Genomic DNA, 12,173 nt, shown 5'->3' with positions numbered 1-12,173 from the left:
GACCGAATCTGACCCAAGTTTATGCCGATATCCTCCGATTCCGCCGAAACTCTTGCGTTGACTGCCCTGGCCTGGCTGGTCAGCAATGACGAGCTTTTGCCTGTTTTTCTGGGCTCCACAGGTGCATCGATCGAGGATGCACGCGATCGGGCAAGCGATCCCGAGTTTCTGGCGTCGGTTCTTGATTTTCTGGTGCTTGACGATTCGTGGGTCATGGCGTTTTGTGACGCCAATTCACTCGCCTATGATCTTCCCGCCCAGGCAAGGGCGGTATTGTCCGGCGGCGCTGAGGTACACTGGACATAACCATATTTTTCCGCAGGAGCACCGGATGCCGATAGATGCGATCATCTTTGACAAAGATGGCACGCTGTTTGATTTTGCAAATACTTGGGGAGGGTTCGGACGCTCCATGCTGTTGCGCCTGTCCAACGGGGACGAAGATCGCGCGACCGATCTTGGCCGTGTCATAGGATATGATTTCGCTCAAGAGAAGTATACCGAAGACAGCATTGTCATCGCTGCTACGGTCGAAGAAATCGCAGGGGTTCTGGTTGCCCATGTCGATGGCGTGACCTTGCAGGAGATCATCGATTTGATGAACTCCGAGGCCGCCTCGGCCCCGCAGGTGCCCGCCGTTCCATTGGTTCCTTTCCTGGAAGGTCTGCATAATGCCGGAATAAAGCTGGGCGTTGCGACGAATGACAGTGAACATCCCGCTTTGCAGCATCTCGAATCTGTCGGGATAAGAGGGCATTTCGATTTCGTCGCCGGGTATGACAGTGGTCACGGGTTCAAGCCGGGACCGGGCCAGTTGCTGGCGTTTGCCGCGCATATCGGGGTCGAGCCATCTCGTATCGCGATGGTCGGCGACAGCCTTCATGACTTGCAGGCCGGGCGTGCGGCGGGGATGACCACGATCGGTGTTTTGACTGGTTTGGCCGAGGCCGATGCATTGGCACCGATGGCGGATGTGATTTTGCCGGATATCGGACATATTCCCGAATGGTTGGCCAAAATTTAATTTTCAAATCCGGGATTCGGCAAAACGGAATGAAAAACCGACATATTCTGTCGCAGACGGAGCGGCCATAGGCGTCTCTTCGGGTCTTGCTTGACGAAAGCAAGAACAGGAGGCACCGATGGCCGACACCAAGACACGCAAACGCCGCGGAGGAGGGCGTGCAGGGGCGGCTGCGCGCAGGGGCAGTGCAGCGATTGACCAGATGCCCTGGGACCCGCCGGTCAGTATCGATCGACCCACAGAACCTTTGGATCAGGCCGGAATCGAAGCGATCCATGAAGGGGCGATGCGCATCCTCGAAGAGATCGGGATCGAGTTTTACAACGAAGAGGCAATAGGCATCCTGCGCGAAGCCGGTTGCACCATCGACGGCGACAATGTCCGTATGGGCCGCGACTTTGTCATGGAGATGCTTGCCAAGGCTCCCAGCCAGTTTTCAATCACCCCTCGCAATCTGGATCGCAAGATCGAAATTGGCGGGAAGAACATCCTGTTCGGCAACGTCTCTTCCCCGCCGAACTACTGGGACATGGAGATCGGGAAAAAAGTGCCGGGCAATCGCGAGATGTGCCGGAATCTTCTGAAGCTGACACAGTACTTCAACTGTATCCATTTCGCCGGCGGATACCCGGTCGAGCCGGTCGATATCCACGCCAGCGTCCGCCATCTGGACGTGCTGTACGACAAGCTGACCCTGACTGACAAGGCGATGCACGCCTATTCGCTGGGCAAGGAACGTGTCGAAGATGTCATGGAAATGGTGCGCATTGCAGGCGGTTTGAGCCACGAAGAGTTCGAAGCCGCGCCGCGCATGTACACCAATATCAACTCAACCTCGCCGCTGAAACACGATCACCCGATGATAGACGGATGCTTGCGCCTGGCGCGGCGGGGACAAGCGATTGTAGTCACACCCTTTACGCTGGCCGGGGCCATGGCACCTGTAACTATGGCAGGCGCAGTGGCGCAGTCCCTGGCCGAGGCGCTATGTGCTATTGCGCTGTTCCAATATGTGCGTCCAGGTATCCCTTGTGTGATCGGTACCTTCACGTCGAACGTGGATATGAAATCCGGTGCGCCCGCCTTTGGAACGCCGGAATACATGCGTTCGACCCAGATGACCGGCCAGATGGCGCGGTTCTATGGTTTGCCCATGCGGTCTTCGGGTGTTTGCGCGGCAAATGTGCCGGACGGGCAGTCGGTGTGGGAGACTTCGAATTCTCTTTGGGCAGCCGTGCAATCGGGCACCAATATGGTTTACCACGCAGCCGGTTGGCTTGAGGGCGGTCTGATCGCCAGCCCGGAAAAGTTCATCATGGACTGCGAAATCCTACAGCAAATTCAACGCTATATGAACCCCGAGTTGACCGCCACAGGGCCGGACGAGATTGCATTGGATGCGATCAGGTCGGTCGGTAATGACGGTCATTTCTTTGGTATTCAGCATACCCAGGATCGCTATACCACGGCGTTCTATCAACCCTTCCTGAGTGACTGGAAAAACTATGAAGGATGGGAGGCCGCTGGCGGTATCTGGACGGCAGAACGCGCGCATCACATGTTCAAGGAGATCATCTCAAGCTTTGAGCCCCCTCCGATGGATGAAGGTATTCGCGAGGAACTGGCCGCATTTGTCGAACGTCGCAAAGCGGAAGGCGGCGCGCCCACTGATTTCTGACCGGACAGGTGATATCGAACTGATACTCGGTTGCATTCGCCATAACTCAGGGTGGATTTTGGCTATTTGTTAAGGTTTTTCGGGCCACAGTGCAAAGAACACCAATCTGGGGCATCTCATGCATGGTCTGATCAATCGGGCGATACAGTCCTTTGTCTGTGCGACCTACGGGCGATCCTGCTGGTTGCGCGTGACCGAATCTGCAAGGCTGGGGTTTGTCGAGTTTGAAGCCATGCTCGTCTATGACGATGACATGACGTCCCAGGTAATGGAGGCGCTGAGTGCCGACCTTGATCGGCCGCAAGCCGAAGTTTTTGAGGACCTGGGGACGTATCTCGTGTCGCACCCGAATATGGAAGGATTGCGCCGTCTTCTCAGGTTTGGCGGCGTCAGCTACGTGGAATTTCTTCATTCGCTCGACGACCTGGCGGATCGTGTGCGGCTGGCCGTGTCTGATTTGACCCTGCCAGCCGTGGAATTGAGAGAGCTGTCAGCCACGGAATATCAGCTGAGTTGCTTCCGGGGCCTGCCGGGGTATTCCAATGTCATGGTTGGGGTCCTGCGCGCAATGGCGGATGACTATGGTGCGCTGGTGATGCTGTCACACGAGGGGCAGCAGCAAGGTAGTGACGTCATTTCCATCATGTTGGTTGAAAGCGCTTTTGCTGAGGGGCGGCATTTTGATCTGGGGGCTCGGAACGGATGACAGATACCCAAGAACTGGCTGGTCTTCTGGAAACGCTTTGCCCGATGTTCCTGTTGGTGGACCAAAACGGGCATATTCAGCAAGCGGGTCCGACCTTGCAAAAGTTGCGACCTGAATTGCCGCTGGTGGGGCAGGGTTTTCTGGATGTGTTTGAACTGATCCGTCCCAGAACGATCACAACCGCCCCCGCCTTGATGTCAATGGCGGGGGCGAAGTTGCACCTGAGGTTTCATGATGAACCCCGCACAACCCTCAAAGGGTTGGTCGCTCCTTTGCCGCATTCCGGCGGCGCGGTCATCAATCTGTCATTTGGTATTTCAATATTGGATGCGGTGCGGGACTATGCGCTGACAAGTGCAGATTTCTCGGGCACGGATCTCGCGATTGAGCTGTTGTATCTGGTCGAAGCCAAATCCGCCGCGATGGAGGCATCCCGTTCTCTCAACCTTCGGCTACAGGGGGCGATGCTGGCAGCCGAAGAGCAGGCCTATACCGACACTTTGACCGGATTGAAGAACCGCAGAGCAATGGACCACTTGCTCGAGCATTTGGTTTCGGGAAATTCCACCTTCGCGTTAATGCATCTGGATTTGGACTTTTTCAAAGCCGTGAATGACAAGCTGGGTCATGCGGCTGGTGACTTCGTCTTAAAGGAGGCCGCCCGCATCATGCAGGAGGAGACACGAAACAATGATACTGTTGCCCGGGTTGGCGGGGATGAGTTTGTAATTGTTTTTAAAGACCTGACACGCGAAGATACCCTGTTCTCCATCGCAGGGCGTCTGATTTCAAGGTTGAACGAACCGATGTTGTTCCAGAATCAGCTCTGTACCATCTCGGTCAGTATTGGCACTGCCTTGTCCACGCAATTCAAAAGCCCCAACGCCGCCGACATTCTTCACGCAGCGGACTTGGCCCTTTATCAGGCCAAACGCGATGGCCGGTCTTGCCATCGCCTGTATTCAACGTTGAGCAAGGCGCAAACCTGAATTCGCCCAGAGAACAGGATGGGGATCGTATCGGGGCTTCAGGCAGATTCGAATGCCTCTGTCAGCTTTTTTGCGATCCGGGCCCGGATCGGAGGCAACTCTCCCACCACAGGCAGTAGGACGCCAGAGAACCCTGCACGATCCAGCTCTTGCGGTACATCTTCCTGAACATGTCCTCCGGTACAGGCAAAGAACGGAAGGCACAGCGCCTGATCTCCGGTACCGTTTGCCGCGTCAGAAATGGATGGTGGCTCTTCGACGAAACCGACGCAAACAGATTTGAAAGCAACCAAACCTCTAAGCTGTTCTGCGAACTGCAACGCTACGGTCGATGGGTTCCGACTGCGACCGGAACCATGCGCCGCAATGACCAGATCTGTGGACTGAGCGGCCCAGTGTTTGTCAGACAATTCCGTTCGCAGGGCCTCTGCGGTCAGGGCCGGCAGTTCTGGGTCGATTCCCAGCGGGTCTAAAACCTGCGTCGGATGATCCCCAAGCCGTTTGGGTAAAGCGCTGGTGACAAACCACCCTTTTGCCATGAAAAGTGGGTAGATGACCGGGTTCTCTGGCACGCGGTCCAGCTTCGCCTCCAACGCGCCCGGTGCAGCCAGAGTGGCCGAATGGACAACCACATTCTCTGTCAGCGCGTTGACCTTTGCGGCGAATGTCGCAAGTGCAGCTTCGGCCGGTTCCGGGTCTGATGGTTGGCCATGAGCGACGATAATAGCATGTGACATTCGGATCTCCTGCTGCGTTTTGCGATAGGTGTTTCACGTCGACCTGAAGTCAACACCACAGTTAGCCCAGAAGTGTCAGCCATAGCCAGACAGTCAGAATAGACGAGGCTGTACCAATAAGTACGGCGGACGCTGCTACCCGTTTTGCGCGACCATACATATTGGCGAAAATATAGGCGTTGAAACCCGGAGCCATGGCGGCATTCAAAACGCCCGACCGAAACAGGTCCTGCGGCAGGCCCACGGATTTGCCGAACATCCACACCAGACTGGGGTGCAGCATCAACGAGATACAGCAAACAAATGCGATGGTGCGCAGGTCGCCTTCGGGCTTGTATTTGACCAGCACACCGCCCAAGGCAAACAACGCCCCGGGCAGGGCTGCGCGTGTGATCAACCCCAGTGCTTCGTCGACCACGGCAGGGATCGCCAGGCCAGACAGGTTGACAAGAAACCCAAGGGCGATACCAAGGATCAGTGCGTTCTTGAACATTGCAGACAATACAGACCGTGCCATACGCATGCCTCCATGACCGCGATTTCGCACGACCTCCATCACCGTGATCCCAACGCCGTAACAAAACGGAGAATGGAAGGCGATGATCGCATAGTTGCCGGTCAGGTTCTCGGGCCCATATGCGCGTTCGGTAATCGGCAAGCCCAAGAGGACAGAGTTCGAGAACAGGCAACAAAACCCTATGGCGACGCAATCTTCCCAATCGCGACCGAAAATTATGCGCGCGCCGAACAGACCTGCGGTGAAACATAAAGCAGCGGCGGAATAGAAGCTGGCTAAAAGCCGGGGATCGAAACTGGCGCTGAGGTCCAGATGCGCGATGGCCAGGAACAAAAGGCATGGAATCGCAAAGCCTTGGGTGAACTTCATCAGCCCATCGACATGCGTTTCTTTGAAGTATCCTGTGCGGGTTGCAGTATACCCGGCTCCGATTACAAGGAAAACCGGAAGAATGACATCGATCAGGCTTTGCAGCATATGACCCCCGTGCGACGGGCCTGCAGCGATATCATGCGGGGGGCGGGCAGCGGCCTACTGCGACTGATGGATCACCATCCCATCGAAGGCGGGGGTGATGTGATCGGGGGTTTCGGCGTCGACGGTCGCATAGTCGAGATCGATATGCATGTTGGTCAATACCGCGTGCTTCGGTTGCAACTTTTCGATCCACCCGAGCGTCTTTTCCAGATGCGCATGCGTCGGATGAGGTGAGCGGCGCAGGGCGTCAATGACAAGGCAGTCCAGCCCTTTCATTTCGGGCCAGGCGTCGTCGTAAATCTCGGCAACATCCGGCAGATAGGCGAGTTGCCCAATGCGGAATCCAAGGGAATCGATCGAACCGTGATTCACCTTGAAAGGACGAAACGGAATCGGGCCACCGGGACCGTCGATTTCAAATGGACCGTCGATAGACTTAAGCTTGAGGATCGGAGGATAGGGGGAGTCTTCCGGCTGAATGAACGCATATCCAAACCGCCCCAACAAAGCGTTCTGGGTGTCGCCATCCGCCCACACAGGAACACGGGTTTTCATGTTGAACACGATCATCCGCAAATCATCGATTCCATGCACATGGTCTGCGTGGGAATGCGTATAGACGACCCCGTCCAATCGCCCTGTACCTGTTTCAAGCAACTGGCTGCGCATATCAGGCGTGGTGTCGATCAGAACCGAAGTCGTGCCATCTGGCCCGTCGCGTTCGACCAGCATCGAACAGCGGCGCCGGACATTCTTGGGGTTCGCAGGGTCACAATCACCCCACTGACCGCCCAATCGCGGCACGCCGCCAGAGGATCCGCAACCCAAAATTGTAAATCGCAATCCGGTCATTCAGCGGCCTTGTACAATGCTGCTTTGGTGAACAGCCGGTCGAAGTTTGCCTGCGTCTGGTCAGCAAAAGCGGCATAGTCCATGCCAAAGACTTCGGCCCCCTTACGCGCTGTGTGCGCGGTATAGGCCGGTTCGTTGCGCTTGCCACGGTGCGGCGGTGGAGCCAGATAGGGGGCGTCGGTTTCCACCAAAACGCGATCCACCGGGGCGCTTGCGAAAATGTCCCGTAATTCCTGGCTCTTGGGGAAGGCGGCTATGCCGGACATGGACAGGTAAAAACCTAAATCCAAGGCGGCCTTGGCCAGTTCAGCTGAGGATGAGAAGCAGTGCATCACGCAGGAATACGGCGCGTTACGATATTCTTCGGCCAGAATGCTGGCCATATCTTCATCAGCTGCGCGGGCGTGAATGATCAGAGGTAAACCGGTGCGCTGGACTGCTTCGATATGGATGCGCAAGGACTGTTTCTGAACTTCCGCGCTATCGGCGGTATAGTGATAGTCCAAGCCAGTTTCACCGATACCGACCAATTTCGGATGCTGTGCCAGGGCGACCAGATCTTCGACCGAGACCAATGGCTCGTCCGCGGCGCTCATCGGGTGTGTGCCGGCGGCATAGAAGACCGGCGCGTGGGTTTCGGCAATCGCACGGACAGCGGGTTCGTTGCGCAGCTTGGTGCAAATCGTCACCATGCGGGTCACGCCAGCCTGGGCGGCACGCGTGATGATGTCGTCCAACTGGACGTCGAAATCCGGGAAGTCCAGATGGCAATGGCTGTCAGTAATCTGGGGGGTGTCGCTCATCTGTTCTGACCGGCGGTTTCCTGTATCTTGAACACCGTATCTAGGACCAGAGCGGCAGGGTCAAGGTTGACAGCCTGACCATGTCGCGCCCGGGCTGTGATCGTCGCGGCGACCTCGGCCCAGCAACGGGCTTGATCCGGCGATGCTGACAGACGCGCCAGTGTTTCACCCTCGTTGGGGGCGGCCTCAGGAACCGGTGGTGTGCCTGTTGCCCCGGTCAGGGCCAGCCGTGACAGAGCAACGTCGATCAATGTCAGCAAAAGTTCAAACCGGTCTGCCGCGCCGCGCTGCGCCGCCGCTTCGGCCAAAGCCAGCGCGCGCTGGCGGTCCATGCGGGGCAGGGTGCCCAGTATGGCGATCAGTTCGGCATAGATGTCCAGACCACCCAGATTGATCAAACGCACGGCGTCTCCGACTGAACCCGCCGCAAGCGCAGCAAGGTGTTCAGTCTGAGCGGGAATTTCGGTTTCCGTTTGTGAAAGGGCGGCTTGCATGTCTTGCGCGTTCAGCGGGCCGAGGCGCAGCGTGCGACAGCGCGAACGGATCGTTGGCAACAGGCGTGAGGGTTGGTGTGACACCAACAAAAGGGTGGTGCGTGCAGGCGGCTCTTCCAGCATTTTCAGCAATGCGTTGGCGGCGCTGACGTTCATTTCGTCCGCTGAATCCACGATCACGACGCGGCGGCCGCCGTCAGCAGAGGACAGGCCAAAAAACTTCCCGAGCTTGCGGATGTCATCCACGACGATCTCACTGCGCAGCCGTCCCTGATCGTTCAGCGATCTGGCTATCGCCGCTAAACCCGGTTCTACCCCGGCTTGAATGCGATGGGCAACCGGGTGGTCGGGATCGATGTCGAGCGTCTCGGGCGGAGGCGGCGCGCCGAACAACCCGTCATCCTCTGCAGGAGGTGTAGCAAGCAGGAACCGCGCAATTCGCCAAGCCAGTGTCGCCTTGCCGACACCGCGTGGCCCTGTCAGCAGCCAACCGTGATGCAGACGGTCCGAAGTGTAGGCGGTCAGAAATGCCTGTTCAGCCGCGTCCTGGCCAAAAAGCCGAACGGTTTCGCGCGGATGTGGTGCGCCCGGCACCTGATCCGGAGAAGGGATATCGTCGCTCATCGTCTACCGCAGTACTGCCTGGACGATTTCTGTCACATCCTGCGCCACGCTGTCCATGTCCCTGTTGCCATCCACGATGTGAAACCTGTCCGGGAATTCATTGGCCAGCGCCAGAAAGCCGGCGCGCATCTTCTTTTGCAATTCCGGGCCAAAGTCCTCGAAACGTTCTTCGGTGCCTTGTCGCCCCTTGGCCCGTGCCAGGCCCGTTTCAGGGTCCATGTCGATCAGCAGCGTCATATCCGGTTCGCGCCCGATCATCAGGCTGTGCAATTGATCCACGAGATTTCGCAGGTCGCCCCGGGACAAGCCCTGGTACATACGTGTGCTGTCTGCAAAGCGGTCGCAGATCACGACCTTCCCTGCTGCCAGCGCGGGTTCGATGGTACGCTCCAGATGGTCGCGACGGGCCGCGGTGAACAGCAGAATCTCGGTTTCGGCCGACCAGCGATCCGGGTCGCCCTCCAAAACCAGGCTGCGAATTTCCTCGGCCCCCGCAGAGCCGCCGGGTTCGCGCGTCAGTACCACCTCGTGACCCTGCGCACGCAGATGTTCCGCCAGCATCCGCGCCTGGGTTGACTTGCCTGAACCGTCAATGCCTTCGAAGGTCAGAAATAACCCCGCTTTCGTCACATCGACTCCAGCGGGTTGTTGATCACGTCTTTCAATACGATACTGCCAACAGTCAGCATACGTACCAAAAAACCGCCGATCGCAATATCTTCAGCTGCCACCAGCGGTCGCCGGATTTCCGGCAGCCCTTCGGGTTTGATCACCAGTTCGGCGAGTTGCTGGCCTTTCTTGACGGGCGCATTGATCGGGCCCTCATAGACCACTTCGGCCTCGACATTCTGTGTGCCCAGAACCGGGAACAGCACGTTCAGATCACCATCGGGGACAAGCCCCACGGTCTTTTTCTCGCCCATCCACAGTTTGGCTTCGGCTATCGGCGTTTCCGCGTTGGCAACTGTCCTCTCGACAAAATTTCGAAACGACCAGTTAACCACGGCTTCAGCCTCCTCTGCCCGCTGGCCGGTGCTGTCGAGACCCGTCAGCACAAAGATCACCCGCCTGTCACCTTGTTTGGCGGACCCGACAAGGCCATAGCCCGCTTCTTGCGTGTGGCCGGTTTTCAGACCATCCGCACCGATATCAAGTCGCAGCAATGGGTTGCGGTTACGGGCATTGGACGGTGCGCGGCCATCGAACTCGAAAACCTCTTCGGCGAATAGAGGGTAGTATTCTGGGAAGTCGGAGATCAGACGATCCGCAAGAACGGCCAGATCATGAACCGACATCATATGCCCGGCGGCGGGCCAACCATTTGAATTTGCGAAGTTCGAATTGTTCATGCCCATTTGCTTGGCTCGCTGGGTCATGTATCGCGCAAACCCCGCCTCGGTGCCATCCGGACTGAGCGCTTCGGCGATGACGACGCAGGCATCATTGCCCGACAAAACAATAATGCCGCGCAGTAGATCCTCGACACGAACGCGATCTTGCGTGTTCAGGAACATGGTCGATCCGCCATAGCTCATCGCGTGTTCTGAAACGGGCAGAGTTTCGTCCAGCGTCAAGCGTCCGTCCCGCAACGCTTCGAACGCAACGTAAAGCGTCATGAGCTTGGACATCGACGCGGGCGGCAACGGCTGGTCGGCCTCTTTCGACAGCAGTACGGTACCGGTGGTTTGGTCGATCACATATGCCGCACGGGCAGATGTATCAAAAGCCTGGGCAGGTATCGCCAGAACGGCTAACCCGAAAGCCAGAACGGATGTTCGCATTGAGGATAGCATGTTACGCCTCCCTGAATTAGTCGGTTACCGTGAACGCGTCTTTGAAGCCAAGGTCTTTCACGTCCTTTTGAAAGGCTTTTCGCTCGGCCCGGGTTGCGGCGGGGCCAACCAACACTCGCCAAACAGTACTATTTGCTGTTTTCAATTCCCGTACAACTGTGGGCATGCCGTTCCGACGCACTTTTTGGGCGGCTGACTTGGCGTTAGCCTCGACGCTGAAGGTTCCGATCTGAACAAACGGTTTGCTCAGAGGTGTCGCCGACGTTGTGGCAGCTGCGACAGGAGTGGCTTCTGACGCATCAATTGCGGCTGCGGCCCCCTCTACCGGATCCAGTGGCGTTTCGGTGATCTCGGCGGGGTCTTTCTTTTGCCACCATTTCCGTTTGGCAGGTTGCTCAGCTGGGGGCGTGACCGGTGCATCCGACAAAGAGGGTGACACCACGGCTTCGGCGGCTACGTCTGCGCTGTCAGTCGCCGTATCTGCCGCGGCCACGGCAGTTCCCGCGGCAGCAGCTGCGGGGGCTTTCTTCTGCCACCATTTCCGCTTGGCTGGTTTTTCGGCAGGTGTGTCGACCTGATCGTCCGTAGAAGTGGGCGTCTCGGCGTCTTCGCTTGCGGTCTCGGCGTTTTCAGCCGTTTCATCCGATGCACTGTCAGTCCCCGCTGCAACCGCAGCCGTACCAGCCGCAGCAACGGCAGGTTCCTTCTTTTGCCACCATTTTCGTTTGGCCGGTTTTTCCGGGTCTGTAGAAGCTTGAGTGTCGGAAGCTCCATCAGCAGCCGTGGCGGTGGTTTCCGCTGCCGATTCTTCTGCCTCCGGCGCATCCTCCGGCGATGGTTCTTCCAGCTTTTCCCGGCGCAGTGCGACGACGCTGACTTTTGTCGGCGCGCCCGCAAGCATTCCGAGCTCTTTCGCAGCAGCGGACGAGACCTGAAGCGCGGGTCCGGGCAGATCGCGCTCGCGCCGGAACAGGGCGCCAGTCACGGATTTGTTGCTAGAGGTGTTTCTGATCACGACACGCTCAGGTTGTGAAACGTCCGGGTGAGCAACCCAAACCCCGCCAAGGGACGGGCGGCCATCCCAAAGCCCTGCTTCGGTTGTCTGAAAAACCTCAGGGGCTTCGACATCACGCTTAGAGCCGGTGGTCACGTCGGGCAGGAGTTCTGTTTTCCCCGAATTTTCTTCCGGTTTCTCAGCCGATTCAGAAGTTGAAAAAGCCTCTTCGCATCCGGCCAGTATCGTCAAAGTCAACGCCAGATACGCCAGCCGTTTCGGCCCCGGGCGTGTCTCGATCGCTCGCTTCATCTGCTTATCCCTTGCCTGAAGGGGTTTCGTTTTCCGAACCCCGCTGCCGGTCTGCCGGTTCTGTATGCCAGCCTGTTACGGTCTTTCGAACGGATCATAACGTGGCTGAAGTGTCATGGAAAGACCGCTGCACAGGCTTCGGCAAGATTTCCCGATTTCGGCTTGCCTCTGGT

At 57.6% G+C, this 12,173-nt stretch carries 13 protein-coding genes; 5 read left to right on the top strand and 8 right to left on the bottom strand.

What is annotated here, in order from left to right; all coding sequences use genetic code 11:
* Positions 1-21 precede the first annotated feature (21 nt).
* The 5 genes from AC2FJB_RS02080 (at position 22) to AC2FJB_RS02060 (ending at position 4,397) form a co-directional block, all read left to right on the top strand.
* Positions 22-306, top strand: a complete 285-nt coding sequence (locus AC2FJB_RS02080; protein WP_117868421.1) for a DUF3572 domain-containing protein — start codon at positions 22-24, stop codon at positions 304-306.
* A gap of 25 nt (positions 307-331) precedes the next feature.
* Positions 332-1,024, top strand: coding sequence for an HAD family hydrolase (locus AC2FJB_RS02075; protein ID WP_496681255.1), 693 nt, complete (start codon positions 332-334; stop codon positions 1,022-1,024).
* A gap of 118 nt (positions 1,025-1,142) precedes the next feature.
* A complete protein-coding gene (locus tag AC2FJB_RS02070; protein ID WP_496719195.1) occupies positions 1,143-2,702 on the top strand; it encodes a trimethylamine methyltransferase family protein in 1,560 nt (519 codons plus the stop codon).
* Positions 2,703-2,820: 118 nt separating this feature from the next.
* Complete coding sequence (locus AC2FJB_RS02065) at positions 2,821-3,408, top strand: heme NO-binding domain-containing protein (RefSeq protein WP_299894522.1); 588 nt, start codon at positions 2,821-2,823, stop codon at positions 3,406-3,408.
* Positions 3,405-4,397: a GGDEF domain-containing protein gene (locus AC2FJB_RS02060; protein WP_496719194.1), complete on the top strand. Its 993-nt coding sequence runs from the start codon at positions 3,405-3,407 to the stop codon at positions 4,395-4,397. Before AC2FJB_RS02065 ends, AC2FJB_RS02060 begins: the two co-directional genes overlap by 4 nt.
* Positions 4,398-4,435: 38 nt before the next feature.
* Here AC2FJB_RS02060 and AC2FJB_RS02055 read toward each other — a convergent pair whose 3' ends face one another.
* The 8 genes from AC2FJB_RS02055 to AC2FJB_RS02020 all read right to left on the bottom strand — a co-directional run bounded on the left by AC2FJB_RS02055 (position 4,436) and on the right by AC2FJB_RS02020 (position 12,000).
* The gene (locus tag AC2FJB_RS02055; protein ID WP_496719193.1) at positions 4,436-5,134 is read right to left on the bottom strand and encodes a CbiX/SirB N-terminal domain-containing protein; all 699 of its coding nucleotides are present in this window, start codon (positions 5,132-5,134) and stop codon (positions 4,436-4,438) included.
* Between the two features lie 61 nt (positions 5,135-5,195).
* Entirely contained in the window at positions 5,196-6,128 is a 933-nt protein-coding gene (locus AC2FJB_RS02050) for an AEC family transporter (protein WP_117868427.1), read from the bottom strand.
* A gap of 54 nt (positions 6,129-6,182) precedes the next feature.
* Positions 6,183-6,980 carry an MBL fold metallo-hydrolase gene (locus AC2FJB_RS02045; protein ID WP_496719192.1) on the bottom strand — a complete coding sequence of 266 codons (798 nt, stop codon included), beginning with the start codon at positions 6,978-6,980 and terminating at the stop codon, positions 6,183-6,185.
* Positions 6,977-7,783 (bottom strand): TatD family hydrolase, encoded by an 807-nt coding sequence (locus AC2FJB_RS02040; protein WP_496719191.1) that lies wholly within the window; start codon positions 7,781-7,783, stop codon positions 6,977-6,979. Before AC2FJB_RS02040 ends, AC2FJB_RS02045 begins: the two co-directional genes overlap by 4 nt.
* Entirely contained in the window at positions 7,780-8,901 is a 1,122-nt protein-coding gene (locus AC2FJB_RS02035; RefSeq protein ID WP_496719190.1) for a DNA polymerase III subunit delta', read from the bottom strand. The genes AC2FJB_RS02040 and AC2FJB_RS02035 overlap by 4 nt, the downstream gene beginning before the upstream one ends.
* 3 nt (positions 8,902-8,904) lie before the next feature.
* A complete protein-coding gene (gene tmk, locus AC2FJB_RS02030) occupies positions 8,905-9,531 on the bottom strand; it encodes a dTMP kinase (RefSeq protein WP_496719189.1) in 627 nt (208 codons plus the stop codon).
* Entirely contained in the window at positions 9,528-10,694 is a 1,167-nt protein-coding gene (locus AC2FJB_RS02025) for a D-alanyl-D-alanine carboxypeptidase family protein (protein ID WP_496719188.1), read from the bottom strand. The genes tmk and AC2FJB_RS02025 overlap by 4 nt, the downstream gene beginning before the upstream one ends.
* A gap of 16 nt (positions 10,695-10,710) precedes the next feature.
* Positions 10,711-12,000: an SPOR domain-containing protein gene (locus AC2FJB_RS02020; protein ID WP_496719187.1), complete on the bottom strand. Its 1,290-nt coding sequence runs from the start codon at positions 11,998-12,000 to the stop codon at positions 10,711-10,713.
* Positions 12,001-12,173 lie beyond the last annotated feature (173 nt).

This window comes from Ruegeria sp. CDSC085 (genome assembly GCF_059610465.1).
The sequence above is the reverse complement of the archived record's forward strand: the minus strand, read 5'-3'. Positions and strand labels throughout refer to the sequence as shown.